The sequence below is a fragment of the Pseudomonas sp. JL2 genome (assembly GCF_031570495.1).
In the GTDB taxonomy this organism is placed as follows: Bacteria; Pseudomonadota; Gammaproteobacteria; order Pseudomonadales; family Pseudomonadaceae; genus Aquipseudomonas; species Aquipseudomonas rhizophila.
This window is the reverse complement of the sequence record NZ_JAKUDH010000001.1, coordinates 525270-546251: the sequence shown is the minus strand read 5'-3', so window position 1 is coordinate 546251 and position 20982 is coordinate 525270. Positions and strand designations below refer to the sequence as shown.

At 55.2% G+C, this 20982-nt stretch carries 13 protein-coding genes and 2 pseudogenes; 11 read left to right on the top strand and 4 right to left on the bottom strand.

The window, feature by feature from the left end:
- Positions 1 to 129 precede the first annotated feature (129 nt).
- The gene (locus tag MKS85_RS02475) at positions 130 to 1047 is read right to left on the bottom strand and encodes a LysR family transcriptional regulator (RefSeq protein WP_139049945.1); all 918 of its coding nucleotides are present in this window, start codon (positions 1045 to 1047) and stop codon (positions 130 to 132) included.
- A gap of 206 nt (positions 1048 to 1253) precedes the next feature.
- Between MKS85_RS02475 and MKS85_RS02470 the strand changes: the two genes are divergently transcribed.
- The 10 genes and pseudogenes from MKS85_RS02470 to MKS85_RS02425 all read left to right on the top strand — a co-directional run bounded on the left by MKS85_RS02470 (position 1254) and on the right by MKS85_RS02425 (position 13541).
- Positions 1254 to 2429: an efflux RND transporter periplasmic adaptor subunit gene (locus MKS85_RS02470; RefSeq protein ID WP_139049946.1), complete on the top strand. Its 1176-nt coding sequence runs from the start codon at positions 1254 to 1256 to the stop codon at positions 2427 to 2429.
- Positions 2426 to 5632 (top strand): efflux RND transporter permease subunit, encoded by a 3207-nt coding sequence (locus MKS85_RS02465; protein ID WP_139049947.1) that lies wholly within the window; start codon positions 2426 to 2428, stop codon positions 5630 to 5632. The genes MKS85_RS02470 and MKS85_RS02465 overlap by 4 nt, the downstream gene beginning before the upstream one ends.
- A complete protein-coding gene (locus MKS85_RS02460) occupies positions 5629 to 7158 on the top strand; it encodes an efflux transporter outer membrane subunit (RefSeq protein WP_139049948.1) in 1530 nt (509 codons plus the stop codon). Before MKS85_RS02465 ends, MKS85_RS02460 begins: the two co-directional genes overlap by 4 nt.
- Positions 7159 to 7258: 100 nt before the next feature.
- Positions 7259 to 8347 carry an NADH:flavin oxidoreductase gene (locus MKS85_RS02455; protein ID WP_305465993.1) on the top strand — a complete coding sequence of 363 codons (1089 nt, stop codon included), beginning with the start codon at positions 7259 to 7261 and terminating at the stop codon, positions 8345 to 8347.
- A 183-nt stretch (positions 8348 to 8530) separates the two neighbouring features.
- A pseudogene (locus tag MKS85_RS28860) lies at positions 8531 to 9352 on the top strand (cache domain-containing protein); the annotation flags it as partial.
- Positions 9353 to 9388: 36 nt separating this feature from the next.
- On the top strand, positions 9389 to 10210 hold the full coding sequence (locus MKS85_RS28855) for a methyl-accepting chemotaxis protein (RefSeq protein WP_409078000.1): 822 nt from the start codon (positions 9389 to 9391) through the stop codon (positions 10208 to 10210).
- A gap of 94 nt (positions 10211 to 10304) precedes the next feature.
- Positions 10305 to 10610, top strand: a complete 306-nt coding sequence (locus MKS85_RS02445; protein ID WP_139049951.1) for an antibiotic biosynthesis monooxygenase — start codon at positions 10305 to 10307, stop codon at positions 10608 to 10610.
- On the top strand, positions 10610 to 10960 hold the full coding sequence (locus MKS85_RS02440; RefSeq protein WP_310662642.1) for a LysR family transcriptional regulator: 351 nt from the start codon (positions 10610 to 10612) through the stop codon (positions 10958 to 10960). Before MKS85_RS02445 ends, MKS85_RS02440 begins: the two co-directional genes overlap by 1 nt.
- Before the next feature lie 23 nt (positions 10961 to 10983).
- Positions 10984 to 12596: pseudogene (locus MKS85_RS02435) on the top strand (methyl-accepting chemotaxis protein).
- A 33-nt stretch (positions 12597 to 12629) separates the two neighbouring features.
- On the top strand, positions 12630 to 13541 hold the full coding sequence (locus tag MKS85_RS02425; RefSeq protein WP_139049953.1) for a LysR family transcriptional regulator: 912 nt from the start codon (positions 12630 to 12632) through the stop codon (positions 13539 to 13541).
- Positions 13542 to 13600: 59 nt separating this feature from the next.
- Here MKS85_RS02425 and gstA read toward each other — a convergent pair whose 3' ends face one another.
- Positions 13601 to 14203: a glutathione transferase GstA gene (gene gstA / locus MKS85_RS02420; protein WP_139049954.1), complete on the bottom strand. Its 603-nt coding sequence runs from the start codon at positions 14201 to 14203 to the stop codon at positions 13601 to 13603.
- A gap of 12 nt (positions 14204 to 14215) precedes the next feature.
- Positions 14216 to 15085: a glutathione-dependent disulfide-bond oxidoreductase gene (gene yghU, locus MKS85_RS02415; protein ID WP_139049955.1), complete on the bottom strand. Its 870-nt coding sequence runs from the start codon at positions 15083 to 15085 to the stop codon at positions 14216 to 14218.
- Positions 15086 to 16433: 1348 nt separating this feature from the next.
- Here yghU and MKS85_RS02410 point away from each other — a divergent pair.
- Positions 16434 to 17714 carry a serine/threonine transporter gene (locus MKS85_RS02410; RefSeq protein ID WP_139049956.1) on the top strand — a complete coding sequence of 427 codons (1281 nt, stop codon included), beginning with the start codon at positions 16434 to 16436 and terminating at the stop codon, positions 17712 to 17714.
- A 263-nt stretch (positions 17715 to 17977) separates the two neighbouring features.
- Here the strand turns inward: MKS85_RS02410 and acnB are convergent, their stop codons facing one another.
- Positions 17978 to 20578, bottom strand: coding sequence for a bifunctional aconitate hydratase 2/2-methylisocitrate dehydratase (gene acnB / locus MKS85_RS02405; RefSeq protein WP_047225746.1), 2601 nt, complete (start codon positions 20576 to 20578; stop codon positions 17978 to 17980).
- Positions 20579 to 20982 lie beyond the last annotated feature (404 nt).

Genomic DNA, 20982 nt, shown 5'->3' with positions numbered 1-20982 from the left:
GCGTCAGCCTGTCTACCGGATTAATGGGCGGGATACTTGATGGTTTGCTCCTCGGTTACAACCCTCGGATTTGCAATAAATAATTCCACTGTGTGAAAAAAAGCGTTGGGGGGCAGCGCCATGTGCCGTTCATGTCGATCGCCAACCAGGTTCTGCCTCACGAACGACATCGGCTACCCAGTCCACGAACGCTCGCACGGTGGGTGAAAGGTGACGGTTTTTGGGGTAGATGACAGACAGCGGAACTGAAGGAGCGGAGTAGTCGCTCAGTATGGGCTGAAGGCGGCCACTCATGAGGTGCTGAATCACCATGTAGCTTCCTGCGCGAATGATCCCCAAGCCTTCGAGGGCGCATGCTACGTACGCATCCGTATCGTTGACGATGAGGCGCTCCGGCATCCTGATACAGCGGTCCTCGCCATCCACAACGTAGTGCCATTCCATCGAGCGTGCCGTTCGACTCGATAAGTAGCCCACGGCTTGATGGCCGGCCAAATCCTCAAGGGACTTCGGCGTCCCGTGAAGAGCGAGGTACTCCGGCGAGGCGCATGTTATCCAGTCAAAGCCGCCAATGCGTTTTGCAACCAGCGTCGAAGAGTCTTCAGGGGTTCCCGTACGGATGACGCAATCAATACCCTCCTGAACCAATTCGACGGTTCGGTCAGACATTGTCAAAGTCAGTTCAACGTCTGGAAAACGAGACTGGAAGTCCTTGATCGAGGGCAGGACAACAAGGCGCGCGAGGGACAGTGTCATGTCTACTCGCAAGCGGCCACGAGGCTTTCCGGCAGATCCCGGGAAGCTGGACTCGACAGCCTCAACGTCGGCCAGTAATCGCCTGCAGTGATCGTAATAGAACGTGCCATCCGGGGTCAGGCTGATATGGCGAGTGGTCCGTCTTAACAGACAGACGCCGAGAAATGCCTCCAGATCTTTCACCGCGCGCGTTACCCGCGAAGGTGGTAGGGAAAGACTATCGGCTGCCCGACTGAAGCTGTGCATTTCGACGACGCGAGTAAAGATTTGCATTGATTGGAGGCGGTTCACTTCATCACTCCTTACCAAAATTTGTTCTCATTCAAGCAATAAGTATGACTTGTTTTTCTTGAGTTTTACCTATTTATGCCACTTTTGCGCGGACGAAAGGTGGTAATTATTCCAAAAAAGGCAATAAATTTACCCAGGTTTTGATCTAGATGTCCATGCGAAGCGTGCTCAGACTCCAAGCTATCCAACTTGGCTAGGCACATCACATGAATCCCTTGAAGAAACATCATCTAGCGGTCCTGACGGTTGCCATCGCAGTGATTGGCGGCGGGAGTGTCCTCTTGACTAATGGTTCGCAAGTACACGCAGAAGCAGCCGCGGTACTGCCGACCGTGAAGTACCAACCAGCACTGCAACGTGCGGTGTCGGACTCGCAGGACTACACCGGTCGCCTCGAAGCGGTGGACGTCGTAGACGTGCGACCAAAAGTGCCGGGAACGTTGCTGACCGTGCATTTCAAGGCCGGTCAGCATGTTCGTCAGGGCGAGCTTCTTTTCACGATTGACCCGGCGCCGCTTGAGACCCAGGTGCGTCAGGCGCAGGCGAACCTATCCGTTACTGAAGAGCGCAAACGGCTTACGGAACTCGAGCGGGCTCGTGGGAAAAGGCTGATGGAGTCGAACTCAATCGCGCGCAGAGAGTTTGACGTGCTCGACAATGCGGCCCGAGAGGCGGCGGCATCTTTGAAAGGAGCGCAGGCTGCATTGGCTGAGGCTCAATTGCAGCTCAGCTACACACAAGTGAGGGCGCCGATTGCAGGGCGTATCTCACGCGCGGAAATCACGGCGGGCAACGTAGTAGGGGCAGGCGGGGATGCGACACCGCTCACCCGAATTGTTTCTGACGACAAGCTCTACGCGTCTTTCAACGTGGACGAGCAGAGCTACCTGCGAATCATCGCACCCTCGCTGCAGGCCGGTGCGCAACCGGTGGTCAAAGTTGGTCTTGCTAACGATAACGCCTACCCCTACGCGGCCATCATCGAGGCGATCGATAACCAGATGGATACTCGTTCGGGAACGGTGCGAGTTCGCGCCCGGATTGACCGTGTGAGCCCCGAAATGCTCCCGGGTCTCCAGGCAAGAGTCCATCTTCAGGGAGGGAAGCCTTACAACGCCGTGATGGTCGACGATGCCGTCGTGGGTACCGATCAAGACCGCAAGTACGTGCTGATCGTGAACGCTCAGAACAAGGTCGAACGGCGTTTCGTCGAGCTCGGCGTTCTCCAGGGAAAAGAACGGGTTCTACGCAGCGGAGTTGAAGCGGGTACCAGGATCATTGTGGACGGAGCATTCCGGGCTCCACCGGGTTCCGAGGTATCTGCGGTCGCCGCCGACGTTCAGAAGGAGCCCGTCAGTGCCTCAATCGGAGGCCGGTCGTGAACATCTCTAAATTCTTCATCGATCGTCCCATCTTTGCGTGTGTGCTGTCTGCGCTGATCCTGCTCGCTGGGATAGTTTCCGCGTTTAATATGCCGGTCTCGGAATACCCACAGGTCATTCCTCCCTCAGTTGTGGTGCATGCTCAATACCCGGGCGCGAACGCAAAGACCATCGCGGAAACAGTTGCGGCACCACTGGAGCAGTCCATTAACGGTGTGCAAGACATGCTGTACATGGATTCGAAAGCCAGCGGTGACGGACACCTGTATCTGACGGTGACTTTCAAGCTCGGAACCGATCCCGATAAAGCTCAACAGTTCGTGCAAACGCGTGTGTCCCAGGCTCAAGCGCGACTTCCCGAGGATGTTCAACGGCTGGGCGTTACGGCAATTAAGAACTCGCCCATCATCACCATTGCCGTACACATGGTTTCGCCGAATGGCACCTACGACAATAACTACGTGAGCAACTACGCGATCCTCCACGTGAAGGATCGTTTGGCAAGAATTGCAGGTGTTGGTGAAGTGTCGATCTGGGGGCCTGGGGGTTATGCCATGCGTGTGTGGCTGAACCCAGCCGCGCTGGCTGAGCGTGGCCTGAGCGCCAACGATGTTGCCGACGCCATTCGCCGTCAAAACATTCAGGCCGCAGTCGGTACCATCGGCAGCGCACCTACCCCTTCGGACACTGCCTTCCAGCTTAACGTCAACGCCGACGGGCGACTCAAATCCCCTGAAGAGTTCCAGAGGATTGTCATCAAGTCCGATGCTCGTGGGGCGATCACTCGGTTGGGCGATGTCGCTCGAGTAGAGCTCGGCGCTGAGGACTATGGCATCCGTGCAACACTGGATAACGCACCCGCCGTCGCAGTGACAGTGCAAGAAGCGCCTGGGGCAAACTCGCTGGAGATTTCTCGAGAAGTGCACCGAGTCATGGAGGAGCTCGAGAAGGATTTCCCGCAAGACCTGATTTACCGCGTGGTGTATGAGCCGAGTCGTGCGGTCCAAAGTGGTATCGATGCGGTTGTCGAAACACTTCTCGAATCCGTGGCGCTGGTAGTACTGGTCGTGTTCCTGTTCCTGCAAACATGGCGTGCATCGATCATCCCGTTGCTGGCAGTGCCGATATCGATCATCGGCACATTTACCTTCTTGCTGCTGGCTGGATACTCCATCAACACGCTGTCGCTATTTGGGCTGGTGGTCGCGATAGGAATTGTGGTCGACGATGCCATCGTGGTGGTCGAGAACGTGGAGCGAAACATCGCGCGCGGGCTCAGTCCCCGTGAGGCGACGTACCAGGCGATGCGAGAGGTCAGTGGTCCTATCATTGCCATCGCTCTGACCCTGTCCGCTGTTTTCCTTCCGCTGGCTTTCCTTAGTGGGTTGACCGGTGAGTTTTACAAACAGTTCGCGGTCACCATCGCCATTTCGACACTGATCTCTGCCGTGAACTCGCTGACGCTGTCCCCGGCGCTTTCGGCCTTGCTCTTGAAGGGACATGGCGAAGCGCCCGATGCCGTGACTCGTGTGACGCACAAACTGTTTGGCCGCTTCTTCGGACGCTTCAATCGGACCTTTGATCGAGCCTCCGTTGGATACGGTGGAAGCATCGGTGGTTTGGTAAAGCACAAGGGCGCAATGCTCGTGGTGTACGCCGGATTGCTCGCTGCTACCTGGTGGCTTACGGGTCATGTTCCCGGCGGTTTTGTCCCTGCACAGGACAAGGAATATCTAGTCAGCCTCGCCCAGTTGCCGGAAGGATCGACACTGGATCGCACCGAAGCAACCATGAACCTGATGAATGAGATGGCGCTCAAACATCCTGCGGTCATGGGGACCTCGGCCTACAGCGGCCTTTCGATCAACGCGGTAACGAAGAGCTCCAGTACTGCGCTGAGCTTCGTTCTGCTCAAACCGTTCAAGGACCGCAACGGCATCAGCGCCAATCAGGTTGCGGCCGACCTGGCCCATGAGTTCAGCACTATTGGTAACGCCTTCACCGGTATTTTCCCACCTCCGCCGGTCTATGGTCTGGGCACGCTGGGAGGCTTCAAGTTACAGATCGAGGATCGGTCGGACCTGGGCTATGAGGAACTGTACAAAGCGACTCAGGCCTTCATCAAAAAGGCGTCCCAAGCGCCGGAACTCGGCCCGCTGTTTTCAACCTATACGGTGAACGTTCCTCAGCTGAAGATTGATATCGATCGTGCAAAAGCGCTCCAGCTCGGTGTGGACACGCCAGCGATATTCGATACGTTGCAAGCTTTCCTTGGTTCGTATTACGTCAATGACTTCAACTTCCTTGGGCGTGTCTATCAAGTACGGATGCAGGCCGACAATCAATACCGCTCCAAACCGGATGACATTGGGCAACTGCACGTACGCAGTGAGTCCGGACAGATGATCCCGCTCGCCTCAGTGGCGAAGGTGAGTCAGACCTACGGTCCAGATCAAGTCGTTCGCTACAACGGTTTCACGGCGGCTGACATCGGCGGAAGTCCTGCCCCCGGCTATTCATCGGACCAAGCAATGGCCGCTATTCAAAGGGTCGCTTCCGAAACGCTGCCAGCCGGCATGACCTATGAATGGACCGACCTGACGTATCAACAAATCATCGCAGGCAATACCGCGGTCTGGATTCTTCCGCTCTGCGTCCTCCTGGTGTTTTTCGTCCTGGCCGCCCAGTACGAGAGCCTGACGCTGCCGTTGGCCATCATCCTGATCATCCCAATGAGCATCTTCTCCGCATTGCTCGGCGTATGGCTCACAAAGGGTGACAACAACATTTTCACGCAGATCGGTCTCATCGTGCTCGTGGGCCTGGCGTCGAAAAACGCCATCCTGATTGTCGAGTTTGCCCGCGAGCTGGAGATAGCCGGGAAATCCACGGTCAACGCAGTGATCGAAGCCTGTCGGCTGCGTCTGCGGCCGATCCTAATGACTTCAATCGCCTTCATCATGGGCGTCATTCCTCTCGTCTTGTCCACGGGTGCAGGCGCGGAGATGCGCCAGGCGATGGGCATTTCAGTTTTCTTTGGAATGATTGGCGTCACGCTTTTCGGTCTGTTCCTTACACCGCTGTTTTACGTGGTCGTTCGGGCACTTGGCGGAGGAAAACCATTGCACTCTGCAGCGCATCACAAAGCTCCGGCCCTCGCCCCTCATCATCTTGAACAGAAGCAGCCGGAGGGCCTGGTATGACCAATCGAATCCACACACGCCTGCGTGGGGCACGCGCGAACAAGAGTGCAATTGCACTGGCGATCGGTGTGTCGCTTCTGACAGCGTGCTCGTTGACGCCCGTCGAGAACAGACCGGACTTCGACGTGCCGGCGAATTTTGCAGAGTCCCATCACCAGGCACTTGTCCCATTGAAGCCAACTGAAGAGCCTGGTCGATGGCAGCCGGCAGAACCCGCGGACCAGCAAAAACCTTCTCCATGGTGGAAGGTGCTGGGCGACCCTACGCTTGAGCAACTGGAAGAGCAGGCTCTCGTAGCCAACCCCGATGTCACCATCGCAATGGCGCGGCTCAAGCAATCACGGGCCCTCACCGCCCGAAGCCAGGCAGCCCGTTTCCCGGACGTAGACCTAGGCTTCGGCCCGACTCGCCAGCGCACTTCAGGTGCCGCTGACGGGTATGGAGATGGCGCGCCAGGAACCACGCAAACATTGTGGCGAGCGCAGGCCACCGTGGGCTACGAAGTTGACCTTTTTGGTCGTGTCTCGGCAGGGATCGCAGCCGCACAGGCTGATGCAGCTCAGCAGCAAGCATTGGCCCATCAGATGTTGCTGCTGGTTCAGGCCGACGTCGCTAGAACCTACTTCAGCCTGCGGCAACTGGAAGGTGAACATCGTTTGCTACGGGAAACTGTAAAGCTTCGGGAAGACACCGAGACGCTGTTGCAACGAAGACTTAGTGACGGCGACGTGGCCAGCTATGTTGTCGACCAGGCAAAGACAGAACTGTTCTCTGCGCGCGCTGAACAATTGGCGGTGGAGCGTCAGTACGCACTGGTCGCGCACGCGTTGGCGACTTTGCTGGGCAAGCCTCCGGCGTCGTTCACACTTGAGCCAAAACCCTTGGAAAACGTCACCGTTCAGATTCCGCCAGGTATCCCATCGACGTTACTTGAGCGTCGACCGGACATCGCAGCCGCGGAGCGAGCTATGGCCGCCGAGAACGCCAGGGTCGGCGTGGCAAAGGCGGCCTTTTTCCCTTCGCTCTCGCTCACTGGGGCTGTGGGCTATGAGTCGACGGATCTGGGAAATCTGACCAATTGGTCGCAGCGGACTTTCCTTTTGGGTCCATTTGTAGGAACGGCCTTGAGCTTGCCCATCTTTGATGGCGGAAGACGTGAGGCCGACATCGCCCGCGCCCGTGCAGCCTACGAAGAGAGGGTCGCTGAGTATCGCAAGACCGTACTCCAGGCCTTCCGCGAAGTTGAGGACTCATTAGTGTCCATCAGGACCCTGGATGAGCGAATCGTCCATCAGCGCGGTGGAGAAGAAGCATCGTCCCGCGTCGCACGGTCTGCGCAGCAAAGATTCGATGAGGGGGATGTCGACTACCTGGTGGTGGTTGATGCGCAGCGTACCCTGCTGCGTAGTCAGCAATCGCTTATCCAGTCAGAAGGCGAGCGTGCTCGAGCGACCGTGGACCTGGTGCGCGCACTCGGAGGGGGCTGGCAAGTCTCCGACGTTGAAAAGCCCGGGACGAAAGGCTGACAGGGAAGGGGGCGAAGGGCCTTTCGAACTCGTCTGGCCCTTTACCCGACGCTGCTGGTCGATGTTGGTAAGACGCACTTGTCAGTTGGAGATTTTTTACATGTCCGTTTCAGATTTATTCAAACCGCTCACGCTCTTGCATGGCCCGGCAATGAGAAACCGTTTCATGCTGGCCCCGCTTACCAATCAACAGAGTGGGCGTGACGGTCTCGCGTCCGAATTCGATCAGGAATGGATCAGACAGGTTGCGCAAGGTGGTTACGCATTGATGCAAACCTGCGCCACGCATGTAGAGGAAACGGGTATCGGATTTGACCGGCAGTTGGGCATCTTCAGCGACGCTCATCTACCAGGTTTGACGCAGATGGCCACTTCGATTCGTGAAGGTGGCGGTCTCTCTGCGGTGCAACTGCACCATGCGGGACACCGCGCAAATCCGTTGCTGGGAGGCGTTCCAGCGCCTGCTTCCGATTACACAGTACCGGGCGTCAGGGCGTTGTCGACTGAAGAGGTTGAGCGCATTCGCGACAGCTTCATTGCCGGCGCGAAAAGAGCCGAGTTGGCAGGGTTTGATGGTGTCGCAGTTCACGGTGCTTTCGGGTGGATTCTGTCGGAATTCATGTCCCCGCAATTCAACGACCGTACAGATAAATATGGCGGTAGCCTTGAGAACCGTGCTCGCCTCACTCTTGAAGTCATCGAAGGTATTCGACGCGAATGTGGTCCTGACTTTCAGATCGGCTGGCGATTGTCGGTCGAGCGCTACGGGCTGCTTCTGGAGGAACTGCGTGATATTACCGCGGATATTCTGGATCGCGAGGTGATCGACTATCTGGATCTGGCTCTTTGGGACTCCGCTCAAATAGTGCAAGACGGGACGTTCAGGGGGCAGAGCATGCTGAGTGTCTTCACAGAGCTTCCGCGTAGAGGAGTAAGGGTAGGGACAGCAGGCAAGATTATGAGCGCCCAGCGTGCCGGGCAATTGATGGACGAAGGGTGCGACTTTGTGTTGATTGGCCGGGCCGGCATTCTTCAGCGCGACTTCCCTCTTCAAGTGCAGGCAAACCCCTTCTATGACAGTCCGAAACTTCCAGTGACGGCTGACTATTTGCGCAAGGGCGGGTTGAGCGAGCGATTTATCAATCACATGCGCGGATGGCAGAGCTTTGTTCTACGTGGAAGTCTGTGAGATCAAGGGTGTCAGGAACATTGCTCAGAATTAAACGACGGGGTGCTGGATAAATATCTGGTATCCATTCTATTGATCAGTAAGCGCCTTCAAGAGTTTATTGAGCGATTCAATTTTTGTCGGCTAAGAATCTTCACACAATAAAATATCGATGGTTTTTTATCCTGTTAAGGGGAGGGCGTCGTGTTTCTTAAATTTCGCAGTAAAGTCATATTGCTCGCCGTTATTCCGAGCTTTTCTCTGGCGCTGATCATCAGCGGAATAATTTGGTTTGTATTACAAAGTCTGGCGGCAGAGGAGGTCGAGCAAACCAGGGAGTTGCTTCTGGAAGAGCGCAAACTTGCCCTCAAGAATTATCAGCAAATCGCAGAGGCTGCTATCAAGCCAATTTACGATGCCTCGGCCCAGGGAGATATGGAGGCTCGCAAACAAGCCATTGCCATTCTCAAGACGCTCCAGTTCGACAAGACGAGTTATTTTGCTGGGTATACGTCCGGCAGTGTGCGTGTTTTTTGGTCTGATAAAGACCAGGATATTGGAAAGGATTTTTCGGACGTCAAGGATGCCAACGGGATCTATGTGATTCGCGGCCTCGTCGCCGCCAGTAAATCAGGGCCTTCATTTTTCAGATATGACTGGCCAACGCCGGGCAGTGACAAGCCAGTTCCAAAGATCGGTTATTACCATTACCTTCCTAAATGGGATATGTCGTTTGGCACTCAAGTCAATCTGGATGACGTAGAAGAACGTGTACAGATCATTGCGACATCTATGCAGACGCGCTTGGGTGCTTCTGCCGCAATGATCGTAACGGTAGTGGCATTGCTGCTGCTGATCGTTGCAGTCGTAGCTGCTTTCCTGGGTAATGGCTTGGTTAAACCTATCTTGATAATCAAGCAGAATCTCGATGATATCGCTGCCGGAGACGGTGACCTGACACGCCGTCTGCCCGACGGAAACGACGATGAACTAGGCGCACTGTCGAAGTCGTTCAACCGATTTGTCGAAAAAATTCATGGGCTGGTCCGACAGATTTATGAGATGACAACTCAATTGGCACTGTTGGTCGACAATGTATCTATTCAGGCTTCTCGTTCCGAAAAAGCGATGGCAGGGCAGCGACTTGAGACCGATCAGGTTGCCACCGCCATTCACGAAATGTCGGCGGCAGCTCAACAGGTTTCTGCCAGTGCGCAAAGTGCTTCGCAGGCTGCTCGCGAAGGCTCCGATGTGAGCAGCGAAGCCAAGTCTGTCGTGAACAAGAGCATCACCAGCATCCATGCATTGATTTCGGATGTTAACCAAACGAGTGCTTCGCTCGACAACCTCCGTTCAGATGTTCATTCGATCGCGAGCGTTGTGGACGTTATCCGATCAATTGCCGAACAGACAAACCTGCTGGCACTCAATGCTGCAATCGAGGCAGCGCGAGCAGGAGATGCTGGCCGTGGATTTGCTGTAGTGGCAGATGAAGTACGAGCGCTTGCCAGTCGTACCCAGCAAAGCACCGTAGAGATCAACGAAATGATCAGTTCATTGCAGCGCGGCGCCGAAGAAGCGGTGGTCGCCATGGCGCGCTCCAGCGAGTCCGGCGAGACCACCGGGAAGCTGGCAAATCAGGCCGGAGAGTCATTGGACTCGATTGCGCTGTTGATCGAAACCATCAACGACATGAACGCACAAATTGCCAGCGCTTCAGAAGAGCAGACATCGGTTGCCGAGGAAATCAATCGCAGCATGACCGCCATTGCCCACGCAGTGGATGCTGTTGCAGATGATGCGTTGGTCGGTGCGAACACAGCACGAAAACTTACGGACCTCGGCGAACGACTACGGTTACAGGTCAAGCAATTCAAGATTTGATGGATCTTTGAAGTGTAAAACCTTCCATAGTTATAGCCGACGTTACAGTTCTGTCCGGAGAAGCAGGTCAAAGTAGTTTAATAGGGGTATTGCCATGTTAATCAACGCTGTCAGCACTCTTGAAATCGAAATTGCAGAGGGCAATGTAAGCGATCTCAAATGCTGCGTTGCAAACTACATCTCTAGATTTGAAAAAATGCCCGGCTGCTTGGCCTACGGGTTAGCTCACAGTGCATTGTATCCTAACCTTTGGTTACTGAGTGGCTACTGGGAAAACAAGGAAACGATGCATGCTCATTTTATCGCTTCAGAGTTCAACACATTAATTTGGATGATTGGCCAGCGTTCACTGGGTGTTCGGTTCGCCAGCTACTTTCCGCATACTGGCGGAGAAGCTTGATGCCAATTGATCAAACGATCTTCCACAAGTTTGACCTCAATTCGTTAGTGACGTTTTTGGTAATTTATCAGGAGAGAGGTGTATCCAGGGCGGCCAAATCGCTGAAAGTGACGCAACCTGCAGTCAGCAATGTGCTGAGCAAACTCCGGACGAGATTTGACGATCCGCTCTTCATTCCTTGTGGGCGAGTGGTGCGACCGACCCATAAGGCAGATTTGATTGCTGAAGTGCTGGCACCCGCGATGATCATCGTACAAGAGCTCATCACTCAGGATGCGATAGATAAAGGAGCTGTATGCCCGACGACACAACAGACGAAAGCAGAAAATTTCAGCCTGACAGGAAAATAAATAAAAATGTTTCACAAGTATAAATTCTCAACGAAATTGCAGAGTGCTTTTTTTTATGTGCCTGTATCACGCTGCTCGTTGGATCAATTGGAATTGCGGGAGTCGGACGGTTAGCAGACGCGTTGTCGAAGACCTATTCTGAGGATCTGATAGCGGTCTCCAGCGTGGGAAATATATTGAGCGGGGTGACGGCACACAATCGGGGGGTCTATCGCTTGATAAACGCCAAGGCGCTAAATGCTCCCGAGGCCGATATCCAAAGACTGCACAGCGAAATAACAAACAGTCTTGACACTGCAGAACGAACGTTGAGCGCTTCGCGCGATCTTCTTCAGGGCAAAGATAAAGATGTTTTCAAGAATATTGACGAGTGCTGGTCAAGCTATGTCGCCACCTCACGCAAGGCTCTCGAGCATATCAATAATGGTGAAATCGAGGTTGCACAGAAGCAGCTTGATATCGGGAACCTCCATGTTTTCAGAGAGCTGCGACAGAATTTGCGAGAAATGGTGGCTCACAATGACAAAGGTATTCAGAACGGCGCCAAGCGGGCCATGGAGCTGCGTCAGACTGTATTCTCTCAGTTGATCATCGGTATCGTTGCCGCCTTTTTATTTGCCTTGGGCACTGGCGTCATCATTACGCGCATGATCACCCGCCCACTGGCCGAAGCCGTGGCAAGTGCCGAGCGTATTGCCAGTGGCGATCTCACGCACCCGATTTGCACTGAGCGCTCTGATGAGGCAGGCCGACTCCTGGCCGCGTTGAGCGATATGCAGATCAGTCTCAAGAATACACTGCTGGAAATAGCGAGCGCAGCGGATCAACTGGCGACATCCTCAGAAGAACTGAGCGCGGTCACCGATGAGAGTACACGTAGCCTGATCCGGCAAAATGATGAGATTCAACATGCCGCGACTGCTGTCACGGAGATGACCAATGCTATAGAGCACGTGGCCACAAATGCGGTGTCCACATCGGATGCCTCACGACACGCCACAGACGAGGCGGAGGATGGGCGCAACCAGGTCGAGCGGACAGTCGACGGCATTCATATCGTACTAAGTGATATTCAGAGGTCATCCGAGACAGTTACTGATTTGGCTTCGCGTGTGCACAACATCACTGGGTCCTGGATGTGATCCGCAGCATCTCCGAACAGACCAATTTACTGGCGTTGAACGCTGCGATTGAAGCAGCGCGCGCTGGCGAACAGGGCCGAGGATTTGCGGTGGTCGCCGATGAGGTCCGTGCGCTGGCTCATCGAACGCAAGCATCAACGGTCGAGATTGAAACCATGATTGGCGCGGTGAAGACCGATGCCGACAGCGCCGTGGCCGCGATGGGCAAGAGTCTTGCGGTGGCAACGGCTACCCAAAACAAGGCGCGTCAGGCAGGTATCGCGCTAGAGCAAATCGCACGAAACGTCTATCAGATCAACGAACGTAACCTGGTGATTGCCTCCGCCTCCGAACAACAGGCGCAAGTCGCTCGGGAAGTCGACAAAAATCTACACAACATCCAACAGCTTTCTGAACAAACCACCGCCGGAGCGAACCAGACGGCAGGATCCAGTCGAGAACTGTCCCACCTTGCGGCCTCATTCAATATGATGGTTTCGAAATTTAAACTGTAAAAAGCGATTGGCTTCGTGCACTCAAGGAACAAAATGAACAAATTCCAAGCAATGGAGGTGTTCGTCCAGGTGGTGGATACCGGCGGATTCAATCGTGCGGCTGAAAACCTGAAGCTTCCCAAGGCAACCGTCACCACCTTGATACAGTCGTTGGAAACTTCTCTATCGGTGAAGTTGTTGAACCGAACCACCCGTCACGTCAGTGTAACTTCCGATGGGGCTGCCTACTATGAGAGGTGCGTACAGATCCTTTCAGACGTTCGCGATGCCGAGGACTCATTAATACTAAACCGCCTGAATCCATCAGGGCGTCTGCGCGTCGACGCTCCTACCGGCCTGGCCAGCGACGTGATCATTCCTGCTCTTCCTGATTTCTTCGCGTTGTATCCGGATATCCGATTGGAACTGGGTTGCAGCGATCGTCCGGTTGACCTGGTGGAAGAGGGCGTGGATTGCGCGATACGCGGTGGTCGTCGCTTGGCTGACTCTCGGTTGATTGCGCGCCGGGTTGGAACCATGAATTACGTCACTTGCGCCTCACCCGCCTATCTGGAGCAACACGGGCGACCAACGCACCCCGACGATCTTGTGCATCATCGCTGTGTGAATTACTTCTCCTCCCGTGGGGGTAAACCCTTTGATTGGTATTTCACGCGAGGAGGTGAAAGCGTTCAGGTCGCGCTATCCAGTCACATTGCGCTCAGCGACAGTTATGCTTACACGTGCGCGGGCCTGTCAGGGCTGGGTATTGTGCAAATGGCCAATTTTTTGATGACATCCTTTATCGAGGACGGACGATTAATTCCGATACTGGAAGACTGGACCAATGAACCGCTACCTATTCATGTCGTATATCCGCAGAACCGTCACCTTTCGGCCAAGGTTCGTGTGTTTGTGGAGTGGATCGCGGATCTGTTTTCCAATCACCCGACGATGCGTGAATAAAGACCTGCAAAACTCCACATTACAAATAACCATGGAGCTTTGCAGAGGCGCTTATTTAATCAAAGCTGCTCGGCTGCTAAAGCATCGCGAACGCTTGGCCGCTGCTCCATTCGGGCCATGAATTTCTGAATGGAGGTGTATTTGGATAGGTCAATATTCACTCGTGGTGCCCAAGTCAAAACGTTGTACAAGTAAGCATCCGCGATTGAAAATTTGTCGCCTAAAATATAGTCGTTGTTAGATAGGTGCTTTTCAATATATTCAAAATGAACGCTCATGTTGCCTTCCGCAAAACGGATCTTTGACGCTCCATCTACAAACGATGAAAACATCACGCCCATGCCTTTATGCAAATCAGAAGCTACAAAGTTTAACCATTCCAGGGCCCTATAGCGCTCCCAGGTACCAAATTCCGGTAAAAGTTTACGCTCAGGGTTGCCATCTGCAATCCATTGCAAAATTACCGCCCCTTCAGTAAGGACGTCTCCGTTCTTTAATTTCAAGGCCGGCACGTAGCCTTTTGGCGTTACCTTGTAATAATTACCTTCAATAGTCGTTTTGGTGGCGAAGTCGACTTTGATAAGTTCAAATTTCTGCTCGGACTCGCGCAATGCGATTTGTGAAGCAAGGCCGCAAGAGCCAGGCGCAAAATACAGTTTCACAGTACCTTCCTTCTATTTTATCAACGATTCAAAATCACGTGCATCATGACGCTCTCGCAAGAACTCGCCCGGAGCTCCTGAGATGCGGTTAACGACTCTGCCGCGCGCAACTGCGGGTCGTGCGGCAATCGCGTGATACCAGCGCAGCAGATGCTCGTATTCCTCTACAGCGAGAAACTCGTGTGCGGCGTAAACACCGTAAAGACTGCCGGGGTACCACGGCCAAACAGCCATATCTGCGATCGTATATTCGTCCCCCGCAAGGAATTCATTTGATGCCAGGTGAGTGTCTAGGACATGCAGCTGTCGTTTGGTTTCCATCGCATAACGATCGATCGCGTACTCGATCTTGATTGGCGCATAGGCGTAGAAATGGCCTAGGCCACCGCCAACGAAAGGAGCGGATCCCATTTGCCACATCAGCCAGTTGAAAGTCTCGGCTCGTGCTCTAGGGTTAGTGGGCAGGAACGCGCCGAACTGCTCCGCAAGGTAGACCAGGATCGAGCCGCTCTCGAAAACCCGCGTAACGGGCTCCGTTGTATGGTCCACAAGCGCTGGAATCTTGGAGTTGGGGTTGATATTGACGAAGTCGCTGCCGAACTGGTCTCCTTCGAAAATATCTATCAGCCATGCATCATATTCAGCACCCGAATACCCTGCCGCCAGTAGCTCCTCCAGCATGATCGTGATCTTCTGACCATTCGGCGTTCCCTGCGAGTAAAGCTGTAGGGGGTGTTTACCTACCGGGAGCTTTTGTACGAACCGGGAACCTGATACCGAGCGATTGATGCTGGCAAATTGGCCGCCGTAGGTGGTCTTCGGACTCCAGACCTTAGCCGGCATGTAGCCTGCGGGCAGGTTCTCATGAGAATTGTCTGACATCGATTACTCCTTATGTCGGAGATATTCAGAATGTTTAAAAGGCCGTATGAAATACCATAAAGCGACTTGCAGTAAGCTCGCGTCGAAATGCTATCGAGGCTTGGGGAATTGATATATAGCCAGAGCGCGAATTCACAATTCACCAATTCGAATAATGTCGTGGCGTGATGGGTGTAGAAAGTTTAACTCCACCAAATGTGATACTCGTGAATCAAGGAAGATTTTTTCCGCCACACGCGAGCGTCACCTCTGCAGTAGCCCTGCCTTCATCAAACACCGCGAGCAGCTTTTTACCTGTCTCGCTTCCGTTGTCATAATCCAGAATTATTTTATGTGCTCCATTAGGAGTAATTGCTCGATCCTATCGAGCATAATGTGAATGCCCCAAAAATTTCCTAAAGGATCGAAAATTATTTCATCGATTACAACCACGGTGGCTGTCAGGGCCAAAGACTTGGCGATCGGTCAGAGAGCCATCGTTGAGCACACGTAACCTTGAAACTCGCATTGCGCAGGTCTCGGCAACGTATAACCACTCTTGATAGGCGTCTAGTCTGATTTAATTTGTAAAATTAAATCCATCGACAACGACTCTCAATCTTCAATTTTCGTATAAGGCAATATAACCGCCGCAGACATTGGGCCCATCGCCTCCATCCAGTTTTTAATGCGTCATGTTGAGCTTTAGGGTTAGCCATCCAGCTCGACCGCGACAGCAATAACCGTCCTTCGGGGCGTTTAGAGGCTGACGTCGGGAAAACTTATGAGGCGTCAGCGCGCGGGCTCCTAACGTGTTTATCTGCCACGGCGCAGACACATCCATATCCAGGCCGAAGCGACATGTGCTCCGCGATAAGACTCATCATCAAGAGGGGGGTCTATCGATCACCTTGTAAATCAGGTCTCGCTAGCTGGAAGGAGCCTCTTTCCCAACCTGTTTAGCCGTGGCGCGAACGGTTTGTTCGGTTCCGTAGATACGAGTTGGCAGCAGAAGGGCTATAGGTATCGTGCTGATCAATCATCAGAGCGGCCATAAATCGGGGGATCAGGTGCGCGAAGTGTTTGAAATCATCCGCTCAAGTTATTACTCCCACCTGATGTCGGCGGGGCTCTTATCGGCATTCCAAGGATCGTGAAAAAGTCAAAAAAATTCTGAAAACCTATGAAATGAAAGCACCAGCAAATGCTTTCGCAGTGAGCTACTTACAACCGCTCCTCAGCTAAGTCTTTGCTTCTGCTCGTTAATCCCGGACAATCGCGCCCCTGTTTCGGCCAGGGCGCTGCCTGTCGGGGTTTTCCGACTCGTCCTGGTCGGGTGCATGTGACCGGAATGCGGAGATCCGACCGGATGAATGATCAGGCCACTAGCGTCGAAGAACGCTTTGAAACGACAGCCCCAGCTACGCTCAGCCAGTGGGGGCGGCATGACACTACTTGGATGTTGGGCCTGTTTGGCACCGCCATCGGTGCAGGTACTTTGTTTTTGCCCATCAACGCCGGCCTCGGCGGTTTCTGGCCGTTGTTGATCCTGGCGTTGCTAGCCTTTCCCATGACGTTCTACGCCCACCGGGGGCTGACCCGTTTCGTGTTGTCCGGCCGTGAAGGCGCGGACATCACTGACGTGGTGGAGGAGCATTTCGGTATCAAGGCCGGTGCACTGATCACGTTGCTGTACTTCTTTGCAATTTTCCCGATCCTGCTGATCTACAGCGTGGCGCTGACCAATACGGTGGGCAGCTTCCTGGAGCATCAACTGCATATCCAGCCGCCACCTCGGGTGGTGCTGTCGCTGGTGTTGATCCTGGGTTTGCTGGCAGTGGTGCGATGCGGGGAGCAGGCGATCGTCAAGGCCATGAGCCTGATGGTCTATCCGTTTATCGTAGCGTTGCTGTTCCTGGCGGTGTTTTTGATCCCGCACTGGAACGGTGGCATTCTGACCACAGCGTCCACGCTGCCTGAACCTTCGGCGCTGCTGCACACTTTGTGGCTGGCGATTCCGGTGATGGTGTTCTCGTTCAATCACTCGCCGATCATCTCGGCGTTTGCGGTGGATCAGAAGCGTCGCCATGGCGATAACGCCGAAGTGCGCAGCTCGCAGATCCTCTCGCGCGCCCATGTGCTGATGGTGGTGATGGTGCTGTTCTTTGTGTTCAGTTGTGTTTTGACGCTTTCCCCGTCGCAACTGGCCGAGGCCAAGGCGCAGAATCTGTCGATCCTGTCGTACCTGGCCAACCACTTTAGTAATCCGACCATCGCTTTTGCCGCGCCATTGATTGCGTTCGTGGCGATCTCAAAGTCCTTCCTCGGGCATTACATTGGCGCCAGCGAAGGCCTCAAGGGCCTGATCGTCAAGAGCGGTCGACGTCCGGCGGCAAAGACCCTGGACCGTCTGACCGCAGCGTTCATGTTGGTGGTGTGCTGGATCGTCGCCACCCTTAACCCGAGCATCCTGGGCATGATCGAAACCCTGGGCGGCCCGGTAATCGCGGCGATCCTGTTCCTGATGCCGATGTACGCCATCCAAAAGGTCCCGGCCATGGCCCGTTACCGCGGCCAGGCGTCCAATGTATTTGTCGCGCTGGTGGGGTTGGTGGCGATTACTGCGTTGGTCTACTCCCTAATGGCCTGATAACACAGGCCCCTTGGGGAAGCGGGCTTGCTCGCGAAAGCGGTGTTTCAGTTGGCATGGATGCTGGCTATCCGGTCGCCATCGCGAGCAAGCTCGCTCCCACAGTGTGTCCGAGGTGTTCATAGGCATCGCATCCACCGAAAGTCCCCTGTGGGAGCGAGCTTGCTCGCGATAGCGGCCTGCCAGCTTGCATCGAAATCCCAGGCATAAAAAAACGCCGCCCCTCGCAAGAAGGGCGGCGTTTTTAGTCGAGCGTTGAAGCCTTAGGCTTGAACGACCGGGATGTTGGCATTGGCAGCCGCTTCACGGAACTCGGCGATCTGGTCGAAGCTCAGGTAGCGGTACACGTCCGCTGCCATGCTGTCGATCTTGCCGGCGTATTCCATGTACTCCTCGACGGTCGGCAGGCGACCCAGGATAGACGCCACGGATGCCAGTTCGGCCGAAGCCAGGTAGACATTCGCGCCGTCGCCCAGACGGTTCGGGAAGTTACGGGTCGAAGTCGATACCACAGTGGAGTTCGGTTCCACGCGTGCCTGGTTACCCATGCACAGCGAGCAGCCTGGCATTTCCATCCGTGCACCGGCCTTGCCGTAGATGCCGTAGTAGCCTTCTTCGGTGAGCTGGTGAGCGTCCATCTTGGTCGGCGGCGAGAGCCACAGACGGGTTGGCAACTGACCCTTGACCTGTTCCAGCAACTTACCGGCAGCGCGGAAGTGGCCGATGTTGGTCATGCACGAACCGATGAACACTTCGTCGATCTTCTGCCCAGCGACGCTGGAGAGCAGGCGGGCATCGTCCGGGTCGTTCGGCGCGCAGAGCACAGGCTCCTTGACGTCGGCCAGGTCGATCTCGATGACTTCGGCGTATTCGGCGTCCTTGTCGGCTTCCAGCAGTTCCGGGTTGGCCAGCCAGGCTTCCATCGCCTGGGCACGACGCTCCAGGGTGCGGGCATCGCCGTAGCCTTCGCCGATCATCCAGCGCAGCAGGGTGATGTTCGATTGCAGGTATTCGGCAATCGATTCCTTGGACAGCTTGATGGTGCAACCGGCAGCCGAACGTTCGGCCGAGGCGTCGGACAGTTCGAACGCTTGCTCGACGGTCAGGGTTTCAAGGCCTTCGATTTCCAGGATGCGGCCGGAGAAGGCGTTCTTCTTGCCTTTCTTCTCGACGGTCAACAGACCTTTCTGGATCGCGTAGTAAGGGATGGCGTGAACCAGGTCACGCAGGGTGACGCCTGGTTGCAGCTTGCCCTTGAAGCGAACCAGGATCGATTCCGGCATGTCCAGCGGCATGACGCCAGTGGCGGCGGCGAACGCCACCAGGCCAGAACCGGCCGGGAACGAGATACCGATCGGGAAACGGGTGTGGGAGTCACCACCGGTGCCGACGGTGTCCGGCAGCAGCATGCGGTTCAGCCAGCTATGGATGATGCCGTCGCCCGGACGCAGGGACACGCCGCCACGGGTCATGATGAAGTCAGGCAGGGTGTGGTGAGTGGTCACGTCGATCGGCTTTGGATAGGCCGCGGTGTGGCAGAAGGACTGCATCACCAGATCGGTCGAGAAGCCCAGGCACGCCAGGTCTTTCAATTCGTCGCGGGTCATCGGGCCAGTGGTGTCCTGGGAACCGACGGTGGTCATCTTCGGCTCGCAGTAGGTGCCCGGACGAACGCCGGTCACGCCGCAGGCCTTGCCGACCATTTTCTGCGCCAGGGTGAAACCCTTGGTGCTTTCGGCCGGGGCTTCCGGCTTCTTGAACAGGTCCGAAGCGGGCAGGCCCAGCTCGGCACGTGCCTTCTCGGTCAGGCCGCGACCGATGATCAGCGGGATACGGCCGCCGGCACGCACTTCGTCCAACAGGACCGGGGTCTTCATTTCGAAGGTGGCCAGGACTTCATCAGTGCCGTGCTTGCAGACTTTGCCAGCATGCGGGTACAGGTCGATCACGTCGCCCATGTGCATGTTGGACACATCGAATTCGATCGGCAGGGCGCCGGCGTCTTCCATGGTGTTGTAGAAAATCGGGGCGATCTTGCTGCCGAAGCAGAAACCACCGGCGCGCTTGTTCGGCACGTAAGGCACGTCGTCACCGAAGAACCACAGCACCGAGTTGGTGGCTGATTTACGCGACGAACCGGTACCGACCACGTCACCGACGTAGGCGATCGGGAAGCCCTGGCCGCGCATCTCTTCGATCTGCTTCATCGGGCCGGTCTTGCCTTGTTCATCCGGCACGATACCGTCACGGGCCATTTTCAGCATGGCCAGGGCGTGCAGTGGGATGTCCGGGCGGGACCAGGCGTCAGGAGCCGGGGAGAGGTCGTCGGTGTTGGTTTCGCCGGTAACCTTGAACACCCGAAGGCTGATCTTGTCGGCCAGCACAGGGCGGTTCTTGAACCACTCGCCGTCGGCCCAGGATTGCAGCACGCCCTTGGCGTGAACGTTGCCATTGCGGGCTTTTTCAGCCACGTCGTGGAAGGCGTCGAACATCAGCAGTGTGTGCTTGAGTTCTTCGGCGGCTACGGGCGCCAGTTCGGCGTCGTCCAGCAGGTCCACCAGGGTCACGATGTTGTAGCCGCCCTGCATGGTGCCGAGCAGTTCAACGGCGCGCTTCTTGTCCAGCAGAGGGGATTGGGCTTCGCCTTTGGCCAGGGCGGACAGGAAACCGGCCTTCACGTAGGCGGCTTCGTCGACTCCAGGCGGAACGCGATTGGTGATCAGGTCAACGAGGAAAGCTTCTTCGCCAGCCGGAGGATTCTTCAGCAGCTCGATCAGGCCTGCGGTTTGTTCGGCGTTAAGCGGCTGGGGAACGATACCCAGTGCTGCACGCTCTTCGATATGTTTGCGGTAGGCTTCAAGCACAGTTATTACCCTCATCAGTGGTCCCAAATGGGTGTCCGGGACGCTCATCCAGAAACCCACGGTACTCATGCGCGTCGGAGGCTTTTTGAGCCACCACGCCAGAGTTTCCGCGAGTTCCTCACAGAAGCTGCTTTCAAAGTTTTACGCCTGCAGAACGGGGAGCTGATGAGGGTTGGCGTTGGGCTTTCCCCGCTGGAAAGACCCTCGGCCAACACCGCTCTGAAGGAACGACTGTGCTCGTGACGCTTTGAAAACAGCTTCTAACGGACATTGGCGCCTTAAAAGGCTGGCTGATTCTACGGCAAAAAAAAAATAAACGTAAGTTGGCCCCTGAAGTTTGAGGGGTGATCAATCTTAGACAAAGGGCTAACATGCTGGCCTGTCCTGCTTTTTGCGTGTGTTTT

What these genes read in the sequence shown, in the direction of transcription:
- MKS85_RS02410 (WP_139049956.1), top strand. Translation starts at nt 16,434, where the DNA reads ATGAATGATCAGGCCACTAGCGTCGAAGAACGCTTTGAAACGACAGCC.
- MKS85_RS02445 (WP_139049951.1), top strand. Translation starts at nt 10,305, where the DNA reads ATGTTAATCAACGCTGTCAGCACTCTTGAAATCGAAATTGCAGAGGGC.
- MKS85_RS02460 (WP_139049948.1), top strand. Translation starts at nt 5,629, where the DNA reads ATGACCAATCGAATCCACACACGCCTGCGTGGGGCACGCGCGAACAAG.
- MKS85_RS02470 (WP_139049946.1), top strand. Translation starts at nt 1,254, where the DNA reads ATGAATCCCTTGAAGAAACATCATCTAGCGGTCCTGACGGTTGCCATC.
- yghU (WP_139049955.1), bottom strand. Translation starts at nt 15,085, where the DNA reads ATGTCAGACAATTCTCATGAGAACCTGCCCGCAGGCTACATGCCGGCT.
- MKS85_RS02455 (WP_305465993.1), top strand. Translation starts at nt 7,259, where the DNA reads ATGTCCGTTTCAGATTTATTCAAACCGCTCACGCTCTTGCATGGCCCG.
- MKS85_RS02425 (WP_139049953.1), top strand. Translation starts at nt 12,630, where the DNA reads ATGAACAAATTCCAAGCAATGGAGGTGTTCGTCCAGGTGGTGGATACC.
- MKS85_RS02440 (WP_310662642.1), top strand. Translation starts at nt 10,610, where the DNA reads ATGCCAATTGATCAAACGATCTTCCACAAGTTTGACCTCAATTCGTTA.
- MKS85_RS28855 (WP_409078000.1), top strand. Translation starts at nt 9,389, where the DNA reads ATGACAACTCAATTGGCACTGTTGGTCGACAATGTATCTATTCAGGCT.